Here is a 23,289-nt window from a genome sequence, read left to right on the forward strand (position 1 = left end):
AAAAGGCCGTCTAAGGCATACTCGGACAGCCTTTTTCACTACTTGGTCCCTAAAAATCCAAACATATGAAAACACAAATACTCTTTATTGGTTTAGCCGTTGCTGCCGGGGCCATGCTACCCATACAGGCCGGGTTGAACGTACAATTGGGGAAATCCGTGCACCAACCCATCTTTGCGGCATTCGCGTCCTTTTTGATCGGTTCATTGGGACTATTGGTGTACCTGTTCCTTTTGAAATTTGACTTTGGAACGGTATCCCAGGCTAGGACCGTATCCCCAATGGTCTGGGTCGCCGGGATTTTGGGAGCTTTTTATGTTGCAGCGGTCATTATTCTTGCACCAAAGCTAGGTACGGCCCTTACCTTTTCGCTAGTGGTCACCGGTCAGATGGCCATTTCACTGCTATTGGACCATTATGGGTTATTGGGCCTACCGGTAAGACATATCAACTGGCAACGGCTTCTGGGGGTTGCGTTCTTGATTACCGGAGTGTTGTTGATACGGAAGTTTTAAATGAAAAAATGGCATTTCATAGTACTTTTTTTAGTAGTTGAATTTGCCGCCCGTGGGCAACGGGAAAATCTTGATTTTAGTTTACTTCGGCAGAACGACGATGTGTCTACATGGCAGGAAAAACAGGACAAGAACCTGTATGAGGGAATGAAATGGGTTGATCTGGGAGAAAATAGGAGTTTAAGTTTTGGTGGAAGCTATCGATTCCAGATAGAGGCCTTTGTGAATGAACAGTTCAGTAGGGAGGAAGACCAAACCGATGTCTGGTTCCTGAATCGGTTTATGCTTCATTCCCATCTAAGACTTGGGAATCATGTGGAGCTCTTCGCCGAACTGAACTCTAGTACCATTGCCAGTAAGCGGAACCTTTCGCCTGTGGATAGGGATGAGCTATCCATGAATCAATTTTTTGCCACGTACGAGTGGAACGACTCATGGAGCCTTAGGGTAGGAAGGCAGAATTTACGTCTGGGCAGTGGCCGTTTGGTAGATATACGGGAAGGCCCCAATGTGCGCCTTTCCTTTGATATGGCTTCCTTGGATTTTGATAATGGAAAGACGGCCGTAAAAACTTTCTTTGGTTTACCCGTACAACAGCGACCGGGTGTATTCGACAATGATTTTTTAGCTTTTACGGAACAGTTTGGTGGGCTCTACGTTACAAGGACCTGGGGTGCCGACTTCAATTTTGATGTCTACGTCCTTTATAAAAGGGAAGATGCCAAGACCTGGAATCTAGGGATTGCAGACGACCGCAGGACTTCCCTTGGGTTCAGGCAGGCCGGTAAATGGAAAAATTGGCGGTTTAACAATGAGTTCGTCTACCAATTGGGTGGTTTTGGCAATCAGGATATCCGGGCTTGGACGGCCTCTTTTAATATTGAAAAGTCCATTCAATGGTTCGACCTAGACCTTGATCTCGGTCTTAAGACCGAGGTTATCAGTGGAGATAACGACCCGAATGATGATACTTTGAACACCTTTGATGCCTTATATCCTAGAGGGGCTTACTTTGGTAGGGTAGCTCGTTTTGGACCTTCCAATCTTATCGACATTCATCCGTACCTCAGTGGAAATTTCGGAAAATTCTCGATGGAACTGGATTATGTGGCTTTTTGGCGATTTTCAAGACAAGATGGCGTTTATGGTCCAGCTCTCAATTTACAGTATCCCTCGGTCAACGAGGAGCGATTTATCGGTCATCAAATAGGAACCATTACGGGTTTTAGGTTTACTGCAAACTTCGCTCTGGAATTGGAGACCAATCTAATTTTTCCTGGAGCTTTCCTTAAGGCAAGCAATTTGGACGATCTGTTGTTCCATACGGTATTGACGGCTGAATTCAAATTTTAATATGGCCCTACAATGCTTGCCGTTAAAAGTCGATTCTTTCCCATAAACACTTTGGGTAAAGAAAGAAATGAACGCTAATTTTCATTCAAATACTTGTGCACCAAGCTGATGGACATGGACCCTTCTCCCACGGCCGACGCTACGCGATTCATGGCACCACTGCGAACATCACCAGCGGCAAAAACACCGGGCACACTGGTCTCCAAAAGATAGGGTTCCTGGTTTTTCCTCCAAGTCAAGGTCCCATTTTGGTGATCCAAAACTTCCCTTCCGGTGACCAAAAAACCTTTTTTGTCCTTTAGGAATAGGTTTCCAGTCCACTCCGTATACGGTTTGGCCCCAATAAAGATAAAAATGGCACGTGCCTCTAGCTCTTGTTCCGTATTGGTTTGGTTGTTTCGAACTACCACTGCTTCCAAATGGGAGTTTCCTTGGGCCTCCACAATTTCTGAATGGGTGACAACCTCAATATTCGCCGTATTGTTAATTTGATCGATCAAATAGGAACTCATGGTAGACACCAAGGAATCCCTACGGATAACAATATGGACCTTCTTGGCATATTTTGAAAGGTACATGGCCCCTTGTCCGGCACTATTTCCGCCTCCCACGACATATACGTTGCCATTTTTACAGGTATGTGCCTCAGTGGTCGCCGCACCATAATACACTCCTGCCCCGGTCAATTGCTCCATTCCTTTGTTGGCAAGTTTACGGTAATCCACTCCTGTAGCGATGACCACTGTCTTACTTTTCACCTCACTATCATTGGAAAGTGTCAAAGTCTTATAGGAATCTTGTATGTTGATGGCCTTGACTTCTACGGGAGATAAAAACTCGATACCGAAACGTGTGGCCTGTGTAATGGCCCGTCTTGCCAAATCGGAACCGCTCAACCCTTTAGGAAAACCTAAATAGTTCTCAATACGTGAGCTAGTGCCCGCTTGGCCCCCTGGGGCCTTTCTATCGATAAGTAGGGTTTTTAACCCTTCGCTTCCACCATATACCGCAGCCGCCAAACCTGCCGGTCCCGCTCCAATAATCACCACATCGTACAAATCTTCCCGGGCTTTGACATTAAGCCCCAATTTTTCTGCGATAGCGGTAAGTGCCGGATTTTTTAAAAGGCTCCCGTCCTCAAAGAATACCGTAGGAAAGTCCTTGTCCTCTAAATGGTTGCTTTGTGCCAATTCTTGGGCCACATCTTCGTTTTCTATGTTGAGAAATTGATACGGGAACATGTTTCCTGCCAAAAAATCCTTGATGTAGTGGGTATTGGGCGAAAACTGATAGCCTACGATGCGCAATCCTGAAAATGGTGGGGAATAATGTGCCAACCAATCTTGGAGCACATCATCTATAACGGGGAACAATTTCTCTTCAGGCGGGTTCCAGGGTTTCAACAGATAATAATCCAACTGTACGTCGTTGATAGCCTTGATGGCTGCATCCGTATCCGAATAGGCCGTAAGCAAAACCCGTTTGGCCTGGGGAAAGGAAGCCAGGGCTTGCTCCAAAAAATCTACCCCCAACATTTCCGGCATCCTTTGATCCGATAGTAAAAGTGCCACTTCCTCGCCCTTGTTCTTTAAGGATGTAATTGCTTCCAATGCCTCTTTGGCAGAGGTAGTGGCCATTATTCGGTAATCGTTTCGATAACGCGATCGCAGGTCGCTACGGATGGCGGACAACACCTGTGCATCGTCATCAACAGCAAGTATAATCGGTTTTTTCATGTATTCTCCTCTTCTGAATTCTGGCCAATGGGCAAACAGACCTCAAAAATAGTCTCCCCCGGTTTTGAAGTAACCTTCACCTGTCCATTGTGTTGTTTTATAATTTTTTGCGTTACATCCAATCCCAATCCCGTACCTTTTCCCACTTCCTTGGTGGTAAAAAAAGGCTCAAAGATGCGGTTGGCATATTCTTCTGGGATACCATGTCCATTGTCCTGAATATAAACATTGGCAAAATTTCCCCGGCCTTTGGTCCAAATGGTCAATTTCCCGTCCTTGTCGGGTAGCGCATCAATGGCATTATCGATCAAATTGGTCCAGACCTGGTTTAATTCCCCAGGCAGTCCTTTTATTTTTGGAAGGTTTTGGTCAAACTTTGTAATCACCTCATGACCTACCTTGCCAATCTTATGGTTAAGTACGTTCAAGGTACTTTGAAGCCCTTGATGAAGGTCCAATAATTGAAAATCAAGACTTTGATCCATATAGGAGTAGGTCTTCACGGACTGCACCAATGTCTCGATCCTTGAGGAGGCCTCCTTAATATCGGTTACGGTCTTGTGTGTGGTCATGTTCTGTACGATCCACTTCAGGACCGGATTAAAATCTTCCTCCCGAAGCAGGGACTTCACAAATTGCAGATCCTCAGTATTGAATTGATATTCAACAAGTAAGGGCACCAAATCATACTTATCGTCCAAGCTACAATCGGAGAACCAATCGTATAAGTCATCCTCCAGGGTGTTTTTTTCCAATAAAGTAAGTTCAGTAGGTTTCTCCTCCAATTTCTGGTACATGAAGCGATTGACCTCATCAATGGCTTCATCTTCCGTTTTTATCTTGATGACCTGCTTGAAATCGGCAGGTAACCCCATCAAATGTTGTTGCAAAAGAGCCGCGCTACGGACCATGGCGGAGGCCGGGTTATTTAATTCGTGGGCCAGACCTGCAGACAGTTTTCCCAAGGCGATCAACTTTTCATTTTGAACTTCAATTTGAGTGATGTTCCGGATTCGGTTGTTCATTTCATGTACCAAAACCTCGGTCAATTCGTAGTGTCCCTGTATCAGTTCCTTAAGGTGATTTCGATGCAGCCTGCCTACCTTCCCGGGCTTTATTGCAACGGCAAAACCTGAGGCCTCCTTGGCGCGTGAAAAGGGCAAAAGTCCTGAGATATCGTACTTTTGGAGCCTACCAAATGCCTTGCGATTGTTGTTCTGCAGTAGGTAAAGCTCAAAATCACCTTCGAAAATAAGCAACAGATGATCAATTGGGCTTCCCCTTTCAAAGAGGTACCCTCCTTTTGGAACTTCAGCGATTTCCAAATGTTCACCGAGCCATTGGAGTTGTTTTTCCGGGATACTTTGTAAAAGGGGGAATTTTTGGAGTCCCTCAATTATTTTGTTGTTTTTCATAACCAAAAAAATCCTTTCTTTTCCATACAGGAAAGATAGCGAACTTATTAGAAAATTGGGGTTTTGTTACAGGCAATTTACACTTTGCCGGTCCTTGGTCGCCAAATTGATTTTTACACTATCCATTATTGATTGTAAAATACTGATATACAAAACTTTGTGAGTCAAAATCGTTAAGATGCAATTCTGAATTTTGGACTAACCCAATCCTACTGCAAGTAGTGCCATATTCTTTAAAATATGGTTTTGTCCATAGATTTTTAGTAGCCTCTATAGGTTTACAAACTCAAACCCGGCCAAAGGAATGTCGCGAAGATCCCTTTCCGTTTCATTAAGTAGAATGCCATGTTCCAGATAGGCCTTTAAGTTGGCCAGCCAAAAGGTCCAGCCATTGCTACAACCATAATGGATATTCAACCTGCTCTGCTCATCCGTTGGAATATCATATTGCCTTAAGGTAAGTAGACAAACCTTGCCTTGATTTTCTATGTGTACGGATACCTTGCTGTCCGTAAAGGAAATCTCTAGGAAATCCGAGCCATTGGCCTGCATTACCTTTCCCTTTTCCAGTGCGTCCCAATTGTGCCATCCCCAAATATAATCATCACCGGTTTGCATAGAAGCTTCGGCCTTACGCGGTTGACCTTCCGGTGAGATATATTCGGCTTCCCTAAGGAACCAGGAACAGATGCCTTCCGAAGTCGCCCAGCACCAATAGAGTTTTTGTGGCGTAGTTTTTATGTAGATTTTCTTAGTGAAGGAATCAAAACTTAGCTTTTCCATTGTGTTTATTTATCGCGTTTCAGCTCATAATCATAGAGTAGCCTCCCTAATTCCGCCAAAAAGGGAATACCAATAGCATCATATTCGTATTGGTTATCGTTAAAGATATCATCCTTATTGACCAGGATTGTAGCCGAAAGCATAAACTCTACATCATTTTTGGTGTCCACAATATAGGCGCAGTCCGTAAGCGTGCCATAAGCAAAACCTACCTTATTATAGATTTTGATATGATCGGGAATGTCCTCCTTGGTATCACCGTACAAAAAGAATTTACAATAGCCATCATAATACGTTATAGGGTCGTAACCTACCGCCTTAGGCAGGGTATGCATTGTACCTAGTAGATATTCCCGTTGCGACTCGGTGAGTTGGAATTTTTCTTTTTCGGAAAACTTCTCCGGAAAAATGACCCTTTTCAAAACCCCATGCTGGGCATCTATGGGATAGTAGTTCTTAAGGCTAAAGTCAAAAGGTCCCTCCATTAAGGAATCTTCTTCATAGAAGCCGGTTCCTTTCCTTATTTTATTCAATTGTAAGGGCCTTGGGGCCGTATTTACGCTTCCCTCCAAAGTAGCGGTAGTACTATCGTTGAGATAGATTACCAAGGGCTTGGTCGTGACATCGTCGGAGTGGTAGCCCAAGCGGTGGGAAATCCGTACGGGATCAATACCCTTATTTCTCAACCGACCATTAATCGCATCCTGACCTAAAAACTCCACCAAACGATTATTGGCATGATTGTCACTTACCGCAAAAATTTCAGAAACGGCTTTCGCAAAAGTGGTCTCAACGGAATCGCCTTCCACATAAAAACGGGTGTTCCGGTTCAGTGTATCTATTTCATTCAGTTTTTCCAGGGCCAAGACGGCTATAGGAAATTTTACCGTGCTTGCCGGATAGAAATAATCTTCCCTATCCACCTGAAAATCATAATCCGTAAAAAGGACGCTATCCTTACCCCTGTCTATTTGGGTATAGCGTATCTGTACTTCATATTGATCCACGCTATCCATAACCCTTTTTATGTTGGGATTTTTGGAGGAAAGCACTTTTTTCAATGGATTTTCCAAAACTTGGGCATTGGAACAAGCGGTCAAAACACCGCACATGGCAAGTAAAAAAATGAGTATTCTCATGCTGATTTTTGGTTTGTTGGCTATCTTGATTATAAAAAAGCAGTTTTTCCTACTTGGGTAACTATCCCTCTTTTGAGGTTTTTTGGGAATCCTCTTCATAAATCTCCCCGCGATGGGGTTTTAAGGCGTCCCTTACCTTGATCATTTTCGATTCCGGGACCACTATATAGGCTATACTATTGACTTCATTAAGATGTTGAAAGCCGGTAAAGGTTTCTCCCAACCCTTCCAGGACACTATATTGCTCCAAATGTTTTTCATGATGTTCCGCCGTCTTATCGGCCACTGGCCCCCTAAAGTCCCAAATAAGTTTAATTCTTCTGCTCATTTTTCCATTCTAAAGAACTATGACTCCGCTACGGAGATACCTTTTTCCGCAAAAGCCTTAAAATCTTCGGCATATTTTTGGGATTGTTTTTTAAAGGCACCGGGCATAAGGAAACCCATCAGTTTCATCATGAAACTGGAAAACTGGAATTCCGATTCGGATATCCATTGGGTGCCATGCCCTTCCAAATCCTTAAAATAATTTTTCTGAATATTATGAACTCCCTTGGTATCATATGTGGCATGAAATTCGTTCGGAAAGTTGCTTCTAATAATCGTTTCGATGAGCACCATGTCCCGCTTCCCCATTTTATAGCGTAGTTCCGTTTGGGCTCCTTCCTCACCCGGTGTCTCTGAGAGATGTGCATAGCTCACAAGGCCCCGTTGCCAATGCTTCATATTATCAGGATTGTCCAATTTCCGAACAAATTCATCCAAGGGGATATCAATGGTGATTTCAGTAGTGTATTTCATGGTCAGTATGGTTGTTTCTTTTGCCTCGCTAATGTACTAAAATAATGAAGGGGTCTCGACTAAAAATGTGTTAATCCAAGGTTTGTAACTTGTTAAGCACACTTTAATTTTTATTTTTGCTGGATGTGTATTCTTTTAAGCAATGCAAGGACAAAAGTGTTCCTTTGCTTCTTTGTAGTGCTCCTGGCATTGTCCTGCGGTTCTTATCTAAAGGAAAACGAGGAGAAAGAACCACTGGCAAGAGTAGGAGAACGTTACTTGTACAAGGAGGATATCCTGCCCTTGTTGAGAAAGGGAATCTCCGTTGAGGACAGTGCTTCCTTTGTAACCAATTATATCAATAATTGGGCTTCCAAGCAACTATTGTTGGACAAGGCAAAAATTAATTTGCAGGAAGAAAAATTGGCGGAGTTCGATGCTTTGGTTGCCGATTATCGCACAGACTTATATACCAGGGCCTATAAGGAAGCGTTGATAGGTCAAGGAAGCGATTCCTTGGTCAGCTCATCCCAACTGAAAAGTTTTTATGAACGCGAAAAGGAAAACTTTAAGTTGAAGGAGAAGCTTGTACAACTTCGTTTTATTGAACTGCCTACCGAATTTCTAAACAAAGGGGAAGTCATAAAACGATTAAAGAGCTTTAATGAAGAGGATATGGCCTATTTGGATTCCATCGGGGTGCAATTTCGAAAGTTAAACTTCAACGATTCCATTTGGATAAGAGCCGCCAGGGTCATCGAGGAAATTCCCCCCTTGACCCCTGAAAATCAGGATAGATACTTAAAAAAATCACAATTTTTTGAATTGGAGGATTCAGTAGGGGTATATTTGGCTAGGATAAATGATGTTCGTCAGGTCAATGAAATAGCACCTTTATCCTTTATAGAGCCAACCATCAAGCAAGTACTCCTTAGTAGGCGGAAACTGGATTATATACGGAAATTAGAAACAGAAATATTAGATGAAGCCATTAAAGAAAATGAATTCGAGGTTTATGCACAAGATAACTAAGTTCCTGGTTCTTGGGGCATTTATATTTGCGCTGGAAATGATATCGGCCCAAAACACCGGTACATCCGATTCCCAAAAAGAGTCTACGGCATCGGCTATGCAGGCTGAGGCCGAAATCAAAAAAGACTCTTCAGAGAATTCTAAAAGAATAAAATTGGACGGTATTGCAGCCGTGGTAGGGGACTACGTAATCTTGGATTCGGATATCGACAAAACGCTGATAGACTTAAAAAGTCAAGGTGCATCCACGGAGGATATCACCCGCTGTGGCCTTTTGGGCAAACTTATGGAAGACCGCCTTTATGCGCATCAAGCCGTGCAGGATAGTCTTCTGGTATCCGACGATGAGGTTGCCGCCACTACCGAGGCACAAATTCAGGAATTGGTCTCAAGAACCGGTTCCATGGCCAAGCTGCTAAGATTTTACAGAAAGGACAATGAGGCCAGTTTGCGGGAGGAAATTAGCAAAATCAACAAGCTCCGTATGCTATCCGAAAAAATGCAGCGCGATATTATTTCCGAAATTGAGATTACCCCGGAAGAAGTTCGGCAGTTTTTTAATAAGATTCCTAAGGATGAACGTCCTGTATTTGGAGCCGAACTTGAGATTTCGCAGATTGTAAAGCAGCCAAAGCCCACTGATGTGGAGAAGCAGAAGGTTGTAGACAAACTCAACACCATAAAGGCAGATGTTGAGGATAATGATGCCAGCTTTAGTGTAAAGGCCATTCTCTATTCCCAAGATCCCGGTTCCAAGGCAAAAGGTGGACTGTACACAGGTATTACCAAGAAATCCGGATTTGACAAGACATTCAAGGATGTTGCTTTTAGTCTGCGCCAGGGCGAAGTTTCTGATCCCTTTGAAACCATGTTCGGTTTCCATATCATTTATATCGAGAAAATTAGGGGCCAGGAATTGGACCTTCGCCACATTCTTATCCAACCGGAAATTTCACAAGATGCTTTGGATGAGGCCAAGGCCGAGCTGGATAGTATAAGGCAGAACGTTCTTGATGGAAAATTTACTTTCGCCGAAGCCGCATTGAATTTTTCCGATGAAAAAGAAACCAAATTTGACGGTGGGCTGCTGCGGAATCCTACCAATTTTGATTCAAAATTTGAATTGACCAAAATGGATCCTACCCTGTACAATCAGGTTCGAAATTTAAAGGACAATGAAATTTCCTTCCCGCTTTTTGAAGAAGACCCACGTGGAGGCGGTCCTAAGTATAAGATTTTAAAGGTTACCAACCGATATGATGAACATGTAGCGGATTTTGCCAGGGATTATACAAAGATCCAACAGTTGGCACTTACCGAGAAGCAGTATAAGGCCATAAAAAAATGGATGGACAAACACATTCAGGACACTTACATTAGCGTAAACGACAACAATAGGGATTGCAATTTTGCCAACAACTGGGTAAAGAACTAAACTAAACGAATGTCAGACGTTACGGCAATCAATCAACTTGTAGAAAAACATAGTGCCCTAAAAAAGGAAATCGCCAAGATCATTGTTGGTCAAGAAAAGGTCATAGACCAGATTTTATTGTCCATTTATACCGGAGGCCATTCATTGTTAATAGGTGTTCCCGGATTGGCCAAGACCTTAATGGTAAATACCATAGCCCAAACTTTGGGGCTGGATTTTAAGCGTATCCAATTCACACCAGATCTTATGCCCAGTGATATTCTGGGAAGTGAGATTTTGGATCAAAACCGAAATTTTAAGTTTATTAAGGGGCCGGTGTTCGCCAATATCATTTTGGCGGACGAGATAAACCGTACACCACCCAAGACACAGGCTGCCCTTTTGGAAGCCATGCAAGAGCGTGCCGTTACCATAGCTGGGCAACAGTATAAACTGGAATTGCCCTACTTTGTTCTGGCCACACAAAACCCAATAGAACAGGAAGGTACCTATCCTTTGCCCGAAGCGCAATTGGATCGTTTTATGTTCGCCATAGAACTTAAATACCCATCCATTGAAGAAGAGGTGCGCGTGGTAAAGACTACCACCAATGACGAATTTCCAAAGGTAAGGGCACTCTTTAATGCCCAGGAGATATTGGAGACACAGCATCTGATTCGCAGGATTCCGGTGCCGGATAATGTTGTGGGGTATGCGGTTAATTTGGTCAACAGTACTCGGCCGGTGCTGTCCTCGGCCTCGGATTTTGTACAGCAATACATTGATTGGGGGGCCGGTCCAAGGGCCTCACAAAACCTAATTTTGGCTGCCAAGGCCAATGCTGCGGTGAAGGGTAAGTTTTCTCCGGATATAGAGGATGTCCGCGCCGTGGCCATGGGAATTCTCAGGCATCGGATTATAAAGAATTACAAGGCAGAGGCCGAAGGCATTTCCGAAGAGGATATAATAACAAAGCTTCTTTAAGGATATTTTCCAACCTTTCAGGATGAAAAGGCCAAAGGACAAATTTTCAAAACAATCCGAAGCATACAAAAAATTCCGCCCGACATATCCCCACGCCCTATACAGCGAAATATTGAAATGGGTACAAAACCGAGACACATGCTGGGATTGCGGCACCGGTAGTGGACAGGTTGCCTCGGAACTTTCCCCGTATTTCCGAACGGTTTTTGCTACGGACATCAGCCAAAAACAATTGCAAAATGCCGGAAACAGGGATAATGTTATTTTTAAGGTCGAAAGGTCCGAAAATACAAGCTTTGCAGATAATCAATTTGATCTGATAACCGTTGCCCAGGCTATTCATTGGTTTGATATGGCAGCATTCCATAAAGAAGTAAGGAGAGTGGCCAAAAACGGTTGTGTCCTTGCCGTATGGGGTTATGGACTACTGCGCATTTCCCCCGCCGTTGATAGACTCATGGATTATTTCTATAAGGAAGTCATAGGTCCCTATTGGGATAAGGAAAGAAAGCATATCGATGCGTCATATAAGACCATTGATTTGGACTTTAAACCCATTACTATTGCTACTGACTTTGCTATAACCGTTACATGGGATTTTGAACATTTGGAAGGATATCTCAATACCTGGTCCAGTGTTCAAAATTATAGGGATCGCAATGATGGCAAAAATCCAGTGAATGCTTTCATGGACAGCGTAAGATCGGTTTGGGATGAGACCGAGCAAAGGAATGTAAACTTTCCGATTTTTATCAGGGCCTTACGAGTTGAAAAATAACTGCCATTCCCTTGTTTTTCTTATGCTTTTTTGGGTAGACGAACCAAATAATAAGCAAACTTGTAAATTTTTGATAATTCCCTTAAAATAGTTGCCTTAGGCGTTCAAAAAATTTCTTTTGCCCCTTGGATTTTCTTAATTTTACTGAATTACAACAATTAAAACCAAGAATAGAATGGCATTTGATATTGACATGATAAAAACGGTGTATGCCAACATCGCTGAAAAGGTAGAAGCTGCACGAAAAATCGTTGATAAACCGCTTACGCTTTCGGAAAAAATATTGTATTCCCACTTATGGGATGGCAAAGCGACCAAAGCTTTTGTCAGGGGTAAGGATTATGTGGATTTTGCTCCGGATAGGGTAGCATGTCAAGATGCTACGGCCCAGATGGCGTTATTGCAGTTTATGCATGCAGGAAAGCCCAAGGTAGCGGTTCCCACTACGGTGCATTGTGATCACTTAATTCAAGCCAAGGTGGGCGCTGAGGCAGATTTGAAAAGGGCAAACCAGACCAGTAATGAAGTATTCGATTTTTTGGAATCCGTATCCAATAAATATGGAATCGGTTTTTGGAAGCCGGGTGCCGGGATTATACATCAAGTAGTTCTGGAAAACTATGCCTTTCCCGGAGGAATGATGATTGGGACGGATTCCCATACGGTAAATGCCGGAGGATTGGGTATGGTGGCCATTGGTGTTGGAGGTGCCGATGCGGTTGATGTAATGGCCGGCATGGCATGGGAATTGAAGTTTCCTAAACTTATTGGGGTCAAGTTGACCGGAAAACTATCCGGATGGACAGCACCCAAAGACGTCATTCTTAAGGTGGCGGATATTCTTACCGTAAAAGGGGGTACCGGAGCTATTGTGGAATATTTTGGGGAAGGAGCAACGTCCATGTCCTGTACCGGAAAGGGTACCATATGTAATATGGGTGCAGAGGTAGGGGCTACCACCTCCACCTTCGGATATGACGACTCCATGGACCGATATCTAAGGGCAACGGATCGGACCGATGTGGCCGATGCGGCTTTGGAAGTAAAGGAGCATTTGACCGCTGATCCTGAAGTTTATGCAAATCCCGAACAGTTTTTTGACCAGGTCATTGAAATAAACCTTTCGGAATTGGAGCCGCATCTTAACGGTCCCTTTACTCCGGATTTGGCTACGCCCATTTCGAAAATGAGCGAGGCTGCCAAGGAAAACGATTGGCCGCTGAATGTTGAGGTGGGATTGATCGGTTCATGTACCAACTCGTCATACGAGGATATCTCTAGGGCCGCATCTCTGGCCAAACAGGTAGCCAATAAGGATTTAAAAATGAAATCCGAATTTACGATTACACCAGGTTCCGAACAGGTACGGTATACCATAGAACGCGATGGATTTATCGATACCTTTAATAATATTGGCGCCACGGTTTTTGCCAATGCCTGTGGTCCATGTATAGGAATGTGGGATCGGTATGGGGATAAGGCGGCCAATGGGCCTCGAAATACCATTGTACATTCCTTTAACCGGAATTTTGCGAAACGTGCAGACGGAAATCCAAATACATTGGCCTTTGTAGGCTCCCCGGAATTGGTGACCGCCATCGCCATCGCCGGAAGATTGGATTTTAATCCCGTTACAGACACACTGATCAATGAAGAAGGGGAAGAGGTTATGTTGGATGAACCGAGGGGGTATGAGCTTCCCCCTGAGGGTTTTGCCGTAGAGGATGCTGGGTATATAGCTCCCAAGGAAGATGGATCTGATGTTCAGGTAAAAGTTAGTCCCACTTCGGAGAGGTTACAATTATTGGCTCCCTTTGAGCCCATAAAGCCTGAGCAATTGCAGGGTATGAAGTTGTTGATCAAGGCCTTTGGAAAATGTACCACGGATCACATTTCCATGGCGGGACCTTGGTTACGCTATAGGGGGCATTTGGATAATATTGCCAATAATACCTTGATCGGAGCGGTAAATGCGTATAACAAGAAGACCAACTTTGTAAAAAATCAGTTGGAAGGCGAGTATGGCGGCGTTCCGGATACCCAAAGGGCCTATAAGGCACAGGGAATCAAAACTATCGTGGTGGGAGATCACAACTATGGTGAGGGTTCTTCCCGGGAACATGCGGCCATGCAGCCCAGACATTTGGGAGTCGCTGCGGTATTGGTGAAATCCTTTGCTCGTATCCATGAAACGAACCTTAAGAAGCAGGGCATGCTTGCGTTGACTTTTGCCAATGAGAGCGATTATGATCGTATTCAAGAAGATGATACCTTCAATTTTGTGGATATCGCCGATTTTGCGCCGGATAAACCACTTACCATTGAGGTAGTTCATGCGGATGGAAGCAAAGAGAACATAATGGCGAATCATTCCTATAATGATGCTCAGATAGGATGGTTTAAGGAGGGCTCCGCTTTAAATGTGATCAAGCGGGAAAATGCCTGAATTAAACTAATGTGAATACAAAACTCCCGATGACAAGGGAGTTTTTTATTGGGACGTAATATGAAACGAAGTACAATACTTACACTTTTGGTCATTTCCCTGGTGTTGGCATTGTTCGTAACACCCTTAGGTTATCACAGCAAGGTATGGCTGAATCAGTTGTTTTCGGGCGCCCCTGATATCATCCCCACCTCCAAGCGGGACAAGTTGAAAGATTACGATTGGAAGCTTAAGGATGACCAATGGGACTTCTTCAGTTTTGAGAAATCCAAGGGTAATGTAGTCTTTATCAATTTTTGGGCCTCATGGCGATTGCCTTGCGCAGCCGAACTCAAGGGTATTCAGCAGTTGTACAATGTCTATGGGGACAAAATGGACTTTTATATCATAACCGATGAAGAACGGCCCCCAGTAGAGGAGTTTATGGATGTAAAAGGCTTTACCTTTCCCGTTACCTATTTGATTATTGGCGAGCGTTCGCCAATTCAGGTTTTGGAACCTCCGGCCTCTTATGTCATTGATAGGGACGGTTACGTGGTAGTAAAGGAAGATGATATTACGGATTGGGATACAGCAGCGGTTCACCGATTGTTGGATGAACTACTAAAAACAGGGACTTAGTGAGATACTCCAAACAGCATGTTTTTTTTCGCCTTTTGGTCCTAGGTACCTTGGTTTTTTTGTTTTTTACCCCTGTAGGATCTAAGGTCATGACGAAATTCAATGGATGGGTCGCTGAAAGCGCTACAGTGGCAAAAGTAAAAATACCGACCCCTTTGGATACCTATACATGGGAATTGGAGGATATGAATTCCAACGCCTTTCATTTTGAAACCCAAAAAGGAAAAGTGGTATTTGTTAATTTTTGGGCAACTTGGTGTCCGCCCTGCGTTGCGGAAATGCCCAGTCTTCAGAAATTGCACGATGCCTATAAGGACAAGGTTACCTTTATGTTCGTTGCCCGGGATGAACCGGAACGGGTATCCAAATTCTTGAAAAAGAAGGGCTATGACCTACCGGTTTATTATTCCAAGACCCAAAGGCCAGATGTCTTGGCATCAAAGTTACTCCCTACTACCTACATCGTTGACCGTTATGGAAAAGTAATCCTTACCGAAACAGGTGCTATGGATTGGTACAGTGAAAAAGTCAGGGAAGAATTGGAACGTTTGATTACGGTAGAATGAGTATGGGTGCCGATCAGATAACTACACTTACCTTTTTCAAATATTCCAATGTAAAGCAAAAACTTTGGGCCTTCTGGATGATGCAATTTGCCCATAGTCCCTTGTCCCGTACCAAAGGGCTTCATTTCTATAAATTATTCGGTAGTGGAAGGGTAGGCTTTAACCCATTACCGGATTGGTCCGTATATGGTCTTTTGCAGGTTTGGGATAATGAGGAAAAGGCGAATTTCTTTTTTGCCCATTCCAATTTAATGGAACGCTATCGAAAAAATAGTACCGAACAATGGACATTGTATATGGGCAATATTAGCGCCAAAGGCAAGTGGGCCGGAAGCAACCCCTTCATTAAAAGCAGTGCACAGAACAAAAACAACCCCTTTATTTCGGTAATCACCCGTGCTACGATCAAACTGCGATGGCTGATCAAGTTTTGGAAATACGTTCCTACCTCACGGCAGCCTTTGGCGAACAATAAAGGGCTGATCTTTACCAAAGGTATTGGCGAAGCTCCTTTTTTTCAAATGGCTACCTTTAGTATCTGGCAGGACAAGCAGTCGCTTATGGATTTTGCCTATCATAGCAAGGCACACCGCAAGGCGATTGAAAAGACACGACAACTGGATTGGTACAGCGAAGAAATGTTCTGTAGGTTTCAGCCTTATAAATCTTTCGGGACTTGGAACGGCACGGATCCGTTACCTGAATTGAAGACTTATCTCAGATAAAAGAAAAGGAAAAATACCAGCTGGGATAGGTAGATGTGAATGGAAAAAAGCCTATTTCCCTTAATATCCAGAGCCCTAAGAATCAACTGAAGTGCCAAGGCCAAAAGGAACCAGGTCACATAATTGGGGTAGGAGGCCAAATTATTTTCGAAGGTCCAAAAGTCCAAAAGGTGAGCGCTTTGTTCCATAAAAAAATCAAGTACTACCATCAATAACGCCGCAAAGAATATTTTTAACGTTTTTGATATGGAGAAGTAATCCATTATTCCCGCACAGACAAAGGTGAGCAGTGCCCATAACGCCCCGATAAGATAGGGCACCCCATCCAATTTTGGACCAAGATTGTTCCCATATTCATAGTTCCCGAAAAGTATTCCATGGTTTACGCCCAACCATTCCGCAAATATTCCGCATGAAAAGAAAATGAGAAAGGCCAGTAGCCTTTTTACCGTGTGTACGGGGTACACCCAAAAAAAGAGCACCAAAAAGATGATAAGGTTCAAGGGCGTCTTTTCGATAAACCATTGAAAATAGCCCAATGCAATGCCAATAATGGCCGAGGTGTGAAAGAGCCAGATAATGCCAATGGCCAGTTCTACCTTATTTTTTTCCAACCTTTTAAGCATGGCTCAGTGGTTTTGGTGCCATATCCCCTACGATCTTGGCAGAAAGTAGACAAAGTGGAATACCTCCTCCGGGATGTACCGAGCCCCCACAAAAAAAGAGGTTTTTAATGGAAGATGTAAAGTTCGGGTGCCGTAAAAAAGCAGCAAATTTGGAATTACTGGCGGCTCCATACAAGGCACCTCTATAGGAACTGGTATTGGATTCTATACCTATCGGGTCAAGAACATGCTCAACGGTAATCAAAGATTCCAAATCTACCTGTAAACGGGCACTCAGTTTTTCCAAAATCCAACGGCGGGCTTTTTTCTTTAAGGAATCCCAATCCTGACCATAATCTCCGGGTGCGTTGATCATCACGAACCAATTTTCATGGCCTTTGGGTGCATCGGATAGTTGCTCCTTACTAGTGACATTGATATAGACCGTGGGATCTTCGCATAGCGTTCTGTCTTTAAAAATAGCCTTAAACTCCTGGAAATAGGAATTGCTGAAAAAGATATTGTGAAGGTCCAATTCTGGAAAGCTCCTGGAGATTCCCCAGTAAAAAATAAGGGCCGAACTGGAGCGTTCCTGCTGTAGTACCCGTTTGGGTTGTTTTTGTTCCGGTAATAGATTTTTATAGGTGGGATATACGTCCATATTGGAAACCACCAGATCTGCCTTATGGAAACCCGAAGGGGATTCCACTCCACCAGCTTTTCCCCGGGATACATTGATACGCAGCACCTTGGAGTTAAAATTGAAGCGAACACCCTGTGAAACCGCCAAATGGTAGAGGCTTGTGGCTATGGTATGCATCCCACCTTTGGGAAAATAGGTGCCATAATGCATTTCCAAATGGGGAATCATAGACATAATACCCGGTGTTTTAAAGGGAGATGAGCCATTATACGTAGCATATCTATTGAAAAGCTGTACCAGTTTAGGATGTTCAAAAAATGTTTTGTTCACCTTATCCAAAGAGGTATTGATGTCCAGCTTTCCTAATTGGTAAACGGCCTTTATCGTGTCCTTGGAGATATAGGAAGATACTTTGTGCAACGATTTTTCCAAAAAGAGTGGAGCTGTCAATTCATATTTTTTACGATTTTGTTTGAGGTATTCCTTCAAGGACTTTTGGGAGGTGCCAAAAGCCTTGGAAGCGTCCTTTACAAAAGTGTCCATATCCGAGTTTACGGTAAATTGGGTGCCGTCGTTCCAGAAATAGTTGCATACGGTCTCTTTTCGGGAATATGAAAAATAAGGTTCTGGCCTAACATCAAAAAGTTCAAAAAGTTCGGTTACCAAATGTGGCATGGTAAAAAGGGAGGGGCCCAGGTCAAAACGATAGCCGTTGTTTTCCATGGCGTGAAGCTTGCCCCCAGGGTAAGGATTGGCTTCCATTACCGTAACCGCATATCCTTTTTTCCGTAACCGAAGTGAGGTAGCAATACCGGCAATGCCGGATCCAATAACAATGGCATGCGCCATGGGTTATTTTTTGAAGTACTTAAAGGGAACGAAGAGCATTCCAAAACATTCACCGTCCTCTTTGCCCAAATGCTTGTGGTGTATCTTATGGGCACGTCGTATGCCGCGTGCATACCAATTATTGGCATTCCTAAAGAGTTTAAAACGCTGGTGTATAAAGATGTCGTGAACCAGAAAATACGTGGCACCGTATGCCATAATGCCAAAACCTATGGGCCATCCATACCAAAACCAACTGGATGTGGCTATCATAATGAAAGACATGCTTACCACGGCATAAAAAATAAAAAAGGCATCATTTCGTTCAAACCAGGAGTCGTGATCTTTTTTATGATGATCCTTATGCAGGCTCCATAAAAATCCATGCATTATGTATTTATGGGTAAACCAGGCCATGAATTCCATGAAGCAAAAAGTTCCAATAAAAATAATGATCCAAATTAGAGCTGTCATCTTATACCAAATGTAATTTATAGTTCACATAAGATTTGGCCAACAAGCCTATTTTTTGATAATTGGGAACCCGTATCCGCGTGTTTTTGATTTCCAGGGATGGCGTGTTTTGTAACTTTTTTAGAAGTTTATAATAGTATTTATAGGCCGTATATACACCAAATTTAGCTTCTTGTGGTAACTGAAGGATTCCTTCATATCCTTTTTGAAAATCTTCCTTGATGTCCTCCACTATTTCGTTTTTGGATGCTTCATCCAATGCGTTGAGGTCGGTATTTGGAAAATAAGTGCGATTTAGGGTCTCAAAATCTTCCTTTAGATCTCTTAAAAAATTCACTTTTTGAAAAGCGGAACCCAAGGCCATGGCCGAATCCTTCAACTGCTCGTACATTTGCTCATCACCCTTTACGAATACCCTTAAGCACATAAGCCCCACCACATCTGCCGACCCATAGATATAGGCTTTGTACTCCTCATCCGAAAGATAGGTGTTTTTGGTTAGGTCCATGCGCATACTCTTCATAAACGAGGCTACCAAATGATAGGGAATTCCATACTTGTGATAAGTATGCTGAAAGGAGTTCAAAATGGGGTTAAGGCTTATTTTGCTTTTCAGTGCATCGTCCAAACTACTTTCAAAATTATCAAAAAGTGTTCGCTTTTCATAATCATGGAACGTATCCACAATCTCATCCGAAAAACGAACAAAACCATAAATATTGTAGATATCCGAGCGTATAGAAGAGTCCAACATCTTTGTGGCCAGCGCAAAAGAGGTACTGTATGACTCTGTTACAATTTTGCTGCAGCTATAGGAAACTTTGTCAAAAATTGCTTTCATCCTCCTATCATTTCTGTTTAGCGATTAATTCGGATACTAATTTCCCCGATATCAACGAAGGAGGTACACCCGGCCCGGGGACCGTAAGTTGCCCTGTAAAGTAAAGATTCCTCACTTTTTTGCTTTTTAAACCAGGTCTAAGAAAAGCCGTTTGCAGTAATGTATTGGCCATACCATAGGCGTTTCCTTTATACGAGTTATAGGCTTCCACAAAATCCTTTACGCAAAAGGACTCCTTAAAAATAATGTTCTTATCAACCTGTTGTTGGGTGATTTTTTGAAACCGCTGCATGATAAGATCAAAGTATTGGCTCCTCAACTCTGGGGTATCTTCCAGACCTGGCGCAATCGGAACCAAAAAGAAACCGGTCTCACATCCTTCCGGAGCCATACTGTTATCCGTAACGGATGGAAAATTGGCATAAAATAGTGGGTCCGAAGGCCATTGGGGTTCATCATATATTTCTTGGGCATGCCGTTCAAAATCGGTATCAAAAAACAAATTGTGATGCTCCACGTTTTGCAGTTTCCTATTGAACCCTATGTAGAACAACAAAGATGATGGTGCAAAGGTCTTTTGTTCCCAGTAATTTTCGGAATATTGTCTGTATGCCTTATCCAGAAGGGATTCGGAATGATGATAATCCGCACCGCTCAATACAAAATCACTATCAACCTTTTTTCCCTTACTTACAATGCCCAGGCATTTCCTGTCTTTAACACGAATTTTTTCAACTGGGCTATCTGTAAATATCCGTACACCCAATTCTTCCGCCAAACTGCGCATTGCCTTTATGATTTCGAACATTCCACCTTTAGGGTGCCAAGTGCCCAGTCCAAAATCGGCAAAGTTCATAAAATTGTAAAAAGAAGGGGTTTTACTAGGTTTTGCACCTAAAAATAAAACTGGAAATTCCAGGGTTGAGACCAACTTGGGGTTTTTAAAATTCTTTCTTACTTCCCCACTTATGGTTTTAAAAAATTGATCTACCCGTAGAACGGTTTCCTTGGTGACCAATTCAAAAGGTGAGATTCCGGGGCGCAACACCACATTGTTTATGGCTATTTCGTAGTTCTCCTGCGCTTTATGGATAAATTTGCGCAGGGGTGCCGAGCTTCCGTTTTCCACACGCTCAAATTCGGCGCAAATTTTATCCATGGTATCGCCAATGGTAATTACATCATCGGAAAAAAAGATTTTGTAGGCCGGACTTAACTTTTCCAATTGATAGAAGTCCGATGTTTTTTTTCCAAAGTCGGCGAAGAACTTATTAAAGATACCCGGCATCCAGTACCAACTAGGTCCAATATCAAAGGTGAAACCATCGCGCACCAATTGCCTTGCCCTGCCGCCCACGGTGCTGTTTTTTTCGTAGATTTCAACATCGTAACCTTGTTTAGCCAAATAACAGGAGGCCGAAAGGGAGGAGAAACCAGAACCGATTATGATGACCTTTTTATTCATTGCAATGGGGGATTGGGGGCTCCAGTTCAGTTATAATTCGTTAACCACTTGTTCTATGGAGGTAAATGTTTCAATAAAATCAGGATGACCACCCTCCCTCAAGTATCGGGTTTGATGGCCCAACAACCATAACTTTGGATTTTCATATCCGGCTACCACTTCAGTAAAATCCTCAACGTATTTTTGAAGTTTATCCTTGGAGGGGGCTACGGTAAAGTAGGAAACAAAGTAGAGGTCATTAAAATACTTTAAAACATCCTTCAAGGTTTCCAAGGGTACGGTCTGTCCGAGATAAATAGATTTGTAACCTCGTAAAACAATTTCATAATTGAGGTATAATAGGCCTATCTCATGAATTTCATTTTCCGGTAAAAAGGGGACGAAAATTTTATCGGTTTTGGTCGGCTCCAAATGCTGGAGTTTTTCCGTGTTGATCAGAATCTTCTGTTTGATAAGACTGGTGATAAAATGCTCATGTGCCGGACTTATGGTATCCGTTTGCCACAGTAGCCCCAACTCGTTCAGCAGTGGTATGAAAACGTCATAAAAAATTTCCCTAAAGGATTTTTCGACCAATAGACCATTATACGTATTTAAAAAGAGGGTTTGATCAAAATTTACCATGGCCAGTTTAAAGGCATTTATGGCATGGTTCTTCACACTGTTTTTAGCAACGATTTCCTTAACCTTCAAGGGAATATCCTGCTCTTCTAGCTTGGCAATTTTGGATATTTTATACCCATTGTTGTACAACAAAGTGACGTTCAACAATTTTTGAAGGCTACTAAGACTGTAGGTTCTGATGTTGGTACTTGTCCTTTCCGGTGATAACAATCCGTATCGTTTTTCCCAAATACGTATGGTATGCGCTTTTATTCCGGAAAGGTTTTCCAAATCCCTTATACTAAAGAACTTCTTAACATTGTTCATGATTTACGTAAAAAGTTTAAACAAATTTACAATTAAATATAAGTAGTTGTACTGTTGGATTGTTAAAATTTCAGTTAAAAAGCGCCCATTTTGATAAAATAGTCCGAAAGAAGTTTATATGGTAGTCCATTTTTTCAATAATTTGATATATTTAGCTTGTCTGTACAACTTTGGTAAATCTTGTCGTATGAAGGTACATTTCCGGTATTGTGTAGAGCACTTTTTGCAGAAGGATGTTAAAAAAGGAAATAGAACATAAATTCTTAAAAATGAATAGGATACTCGGTTTGATTTTCTCGGGAATATTAATAACGGTTTCCTGCAAACAAGAGAAGAAAGACAAAGAATCGCAGGAGGGCACCCAGGAAATGACCTTGGAGAATGACGAATGGATTTCTTTGATGGACGCCAGCTTGTGGAAGGGTTACAATGAGAATTCCCTTCCGGACAATTGGAAGTTTCAGGACGATATTATCGAATGCTATGGAACAGGAGGGGATATTGGTGGGGATATCATTACCAGGGCTACCTATGATAATTTTGAGTTGAGCTTGGAATGGAAGATAACGGACGGAGGTAATAGTGGCATTTTTTACCATGTGGTAGAGGATACTATATATAAGGCACCTTACGAAACCGGAGCCGAATATCAATTGTTGGATGATGCGGGGTTTTCGGGGCCCGTGGAGGATTGGCAAAAAAGCGGGGCGAACTATGCCATGCATATTGCCGATAAGGACAAGAAGCAATTAAAACCTGTAGGGGAGTGGAATTCCTCAAAGATAATTTTCAACAAAGGAGAGGTAGAGCATTGGCTTAATGGTCAAAAAATCGTGACCTTCAATAAGTTCTCGGAAGATTGGAAGGAAAAGAGGAATAGTGGCAAGTGGAACGATTATCCAGATTATGGAAAGGCCAGTGATGGTTACCTAGGTTTACAGGACCATGGCGCAGGAGTTTGGTTTAGGAATGTAAAGGTCAGAAAATTGTAGGCAGGGCAGGCGGGAATTAAAAAATGCCGCGGCAAATATTGCCACGGCACTTAAGGTGCGCACGAGAAGACTCGAACTTCCACGACCTAATGGCCACTAGCCCCTCAAGCTAGCGCGTCTACCAATTCCGCCACGTGCGCTCGGTTAAAAATGAAGGGCAAATATAGCAAAGTATTTCCATAGATTGTCCGGATAAATGGATTTGGTTTTTGACAATTATGGAA

Annotated in this window: 23 protein-coding genes and 1 tRNA gene; 11 read left to right on the top strand and 13 right to left on the bottom strand. The window is 42.9% G+C overall.

The window, feature by feature from the left end; translation table 11 throughout:
* Positions 1 to 65 precede the first annotated feature (65 nt).
* The gene (locus Q0993_RS11170; RefSeq protein WP_299532980.1) at positions 66 to 515 is read left to right on the top strand and encodes a DMT family transporter; all 450 of its coding nucleotides are present in this window, start codon (positions 66 to 68) and stop codon (positions 513 to 515) included.
* Positions 516 to 1,868 carry an alginate export family protein gene (locus Q0993_RS11175; protein WP_299532983.1) on the top strand — a complete coding sequence of 451 codons (1,353 nt, stop codon included), beginning with the start codon at positions 516 to 518 and terminating at the stop codon, positions 1,866 to 1,868.
* A gap of 74 nt (positions 1,869 to 1,942) precedes the next feature.
* Here the strand turns inward: Q0993_RS11175 and Q0993_RS11180 are convergent, their stop codons facing one another.
* From Q0993_RS11180 to Q0993_RS11205, 6 genes are all read right to left on the bottom strand, one after another.
* Entirely contained in the window at positions 1,943 to 3,604 is a 1,662-nt protein-coding gene (locus Q0993_RS11180; RefSeq protein ID WP_299532985.1) for an FAD-dependent oxidoreductase, read from the bottom strand.
* On the bottom strand, positions 3,601 to 5,019 hold the full coding sequence (locus Q0993_RS11185) for an ATP-binding protein (RefSeq protein ID WP_299532987.1): 1,419 nt from the start codon (positions 5,017 to 5,019) through the stop codon (positions 3,601 to 3,603). The genes Q0993_RS11180 and Q0993_RS11185 overlap by 4 nt, the downstream gene beginning before the upstream one ends.
* A 270-nt stretch (positions 5,020 to 5,289) precedes the next feature.
* Positions 5,290 to 5,802, bottom strand: a complete 513-nt coding sequence (locus tag Q0993_RS11190; protein ID WP_299532989.1) for an SRPBCC domain-containing protein — start codon at positions 5,800 to 5,802, stop codon at positions 5,290 to 5,292.
* Positions 5,803 to 5,807: 5 nt separating this feature from the next.
* A complete protein-coding gene (locus tag Q0993_RS11195) occupies positions 5,808 to 6,941 on the bottom strand; it encodes a serine hydrolase (RefSeq protein WP_299532991.1) in 1,134 nt (377 codons plus the stop codon).
* Between the two features lie 61 nt (positions 6,942 to 7,002).
* A complete protein-coding gene (locus tag Q0993_RS11200; protein WP_299532993.1) occupies positions 7,003 to 7,269 on the bottom strand; it encodes a hypothetical protein in 267 nt (88 codons plus the stop codon).
* A 17-nt stretch (positions 7,270 to 7,286) separates the two neighbouring features.
* Positions 7,287 to 7,742: an SRPBCC family protein gene (locus tag Q0993_RS11205; RefSeq protein ID WP_299532995.1), complete on the bottom strand. Its 456-nt coding sequence runs from the start codon at positions 7,740 to 7,742 to the stop codon at positions 7,287 to 7,289.
* 123 nt (positions 7,743 to 7,865) lie between these two features.
* Between Q0993_RS11205 and Q0993_RS11210 the strand changes: the two genes are divergently transcribed.
* From Q0993_RS11210 to Q0993_RS11245, 8 genes are all read left to right on the top strand, one after another.
* Complete coding sequence (locus Q0993_RS11210; RefSeq protein ID WP_299532997.1) at positions 7,866 to 8,753, top strand: peptidyl-prolyl cis-trans isomerase; 888 nt, start codon at positions 7,866 to 7,868, stop codon at positions 8,751 to 8,753.
* Positions 8,737 to 10,188 carry a peptidylprolyl isomerase gene (locus tag Q0993_RS11215; protein ID WP_299532999.1) on the top strand — a complete coding sequence of 484 codons (1,452 nt, stop codon included), beginning with the start codon at positions 8,737 to 8,739 and terminating at the stop codon, positions 10,186 to 10,188. The genes Q0993_RS11210 and Q0993_RS11215 overlap by 17 nt, the downstream gene beginning before the upstream one ends.
* Before the next feature lie 9 nt (positions 10,189 to 10,197).
* Positions 10,198 to 11,151, top strand: coding sequence for a MoxR family ATPase (locus Q0993_RS11220; RefSeq protein ID WP_299533000.1), 954 nt, complete (start codon positions 10,198 to 10,200; stop codon positions 11,149 to 11,151).
* Positions 11,152 to 11,173: 22 nt separating this feature from the next.
* A complete protein-coding gene (locus Q0993_RS11225; protein WP_299533002.1) occupies positions 11,174 to 11,929 on the top strand; it encodes a class I SAM-dependent methyltransferase in 756 nt (251 codons plus the stop codon).
* A gap of 175 nt (positions 11,930 to 12,104) precedes the next feature.
* On the top strand, positions 12,105 to 14,375 hold the full coding sequence (locus Q0993_RS11230; RefSeq protein ID WP_299533004.1) for an aconitate hydratase: 2,271 nt from the start codon (positions 12,105 to 12,107) through the stop codon (positions 14,373 to 14,375).
* A 60-nt stretch (positions 14,376 to 14,435) separates the two neighbouring features.
* Positions 14,436 to 14,996, top strand: a complete 561-nt coding sequence (locus Q0993_RS11235; RefSeq protein ID WP_299533006.1) for a TlpA disulfide reductase family protein — start codon at positions 14,436 to 14,438, stop codon at positions 14,994 to 14,996.
* Positions 14,996 to 15,562 carry a TlpA disulfide reductase family protein gene (locus tag Q0993_RS11240; RefSeq protein ID WP_299533009.1) on the top strand — a complete coding sequence of 189 codons (567 nt, stop codon included), beginning with the start codon at positions 14,996 to 14,998 and terminating at the stop codon, positions 15,560 to 15,562. The genes Q0993_RS11235 and Q0993_RS11240 overlap by 1 nt, the downstream gene beginning before the upstream one ends.
* On the top strand, positions 15,559 to 16,287 hold the full coding sequence (locus tag Q0993_RS11245; protein ID WP_367279604.1) for a DUF3291 domain-containing protein: 729 nt from the start codon (positions 15,559 to 15,561) through the stop codon (positions 16,285 to 16,287). Before Q0993_RS11240 ends, Q0993_RS11245 begins: the two co-directional genes overlap by 4 nt.
* On the opposite strand, the gene Q0993_RS11250 is transcribed toward Q0993_RS11245, so the two are convergent.
* Genes Q0993_RS11250 through Q0993_RS11275 form a run of 6 tightly spaced genes read right to left on the bottom strand, consistent with a single transcriptional unit; the run spans position 16,275 to position 22,073 of the window.
* Positions 16,275 to 16,913, bottom strand: a complete 639-nt coding sequence (locus Q0993_RS11250; RefSeq protein ID WP_299533012.1) for a carotenoid biosynthesis protein — start codon at positions 16,911 to 16,913, stop codon at positions 16,275 to 16,277. The two genes, Q0993_RS11245 and Q0993_RS11250, sit on opposite strands and share 13 nt — an antisense overlap.
* The gene (crtD, locus tag Q0993_RS11255; protein WP_299533015.1) at positions 16,906 to 18,384 is read right to left on the bottom strand and encodes a 1-hydroxycarotenoid 3,4-desaturase CrtD; all 1,479 of its coding nucleotides are present in this window, start codon (positions 18,382 to 18,384) and stop codon (positions 16,906 to 16,908) included. Before crtD ends, Q0993_RS11250 begins: the two co-directional genes overlap by 8 nt.
* A gap of 3 nt (positions 18,385 to 18,387) precedes the next feature.
* Positions 18,388 to 18,837 carry a sterol desaturase family protein gene (locus Q0993_RS11260; RefSeq protein ID WP_299533018.1) on the bottom strand — a complete coding sequence of 150 codons (450 nt, stop codon included), beginning with the start codon at positions 18,835 to 18,837 and terminating at the stop codon, positions 18,388 to 18,390.
* 1 nt (position 18,838) lies between these two features.
* Positions 18,839 to 19,678 carry a phytoene/squalene synthase family protein gene (locus tag Q0993_RS11265; RefSeq protein ID WP_299533020.1) on the bottom strand — a complete coding sequence of 280 codons (840 nt, stop codon included), beginning with the start codon at positions 19,676 to 19,678 and terminating at the stop codon, positions 18,839 to 18,841.
* Between the two features lie 7 nt (positions 19,679 to 19,685).
* Positions 19,686 to 21,143 carry an NAD(P)/FAD-dependent oxidoreductase gene (locus Q0993_RS11270; RefSeq protein ID WP_299533022.1) on the bottom strand — a complete coding sequence of 486 codons (1,458 nt, stop codon included), beginning with the start codon at positions 21,141 to 21,143 and terminating at the stop codon, positions 19,686 to 19,688.
* Positions 21,144 to 21,173: 30 nt separating this feature from the next.
* A complete protein-coding gene (locus Q0993_RS11275) occupies positions 21,174 to 22,073 on the bottom strand; it encodes a MerR family transcriptional regulator (RefSeq protein ID WP_299533024.1) in 900 nt (299 codons plus the stop codon).
* A gap of 269 nt (positions 22,074 to 22,342) precedes the next feature.
* Here Q0993_RS11275 and Q0993_RS11280 point away from each other — a divergent pair, with 269 nt between their 5' ends.
* Positions 22,343 to 23,065: a DUF1080 domain-containing protein gene (locus Q0993_RS11280; protein ID WP_299533026.1), complete on the top strand. Its 723-nt coding sequence runs from the start codon at positions 22,343 to 22,345 to the stop codon at positions 23,063 to 23,065.
* Positions 23,066 to 23,121: 56 nt separating this feature from the next.
* Here Q0993_RS11280 and Q0993_RS11285 read toward each other — a convergent pair.
* Positions 23,122 to 23,205 (bottom strand) — tRNA-Leu (locus tag Q0993_RS11285).
* Between the last annotated feature and the right edge of the window lie 84 nt (positions 23,206 to 23,289).

This window comes from Ulvibacterium sp., from assembly GCF_028285715.1.
GTDB lineage: Bacteria > Bacteroidota > Bacteroidia > Flavobacteriales > Flavobacteriaceae > Ulvibacterium.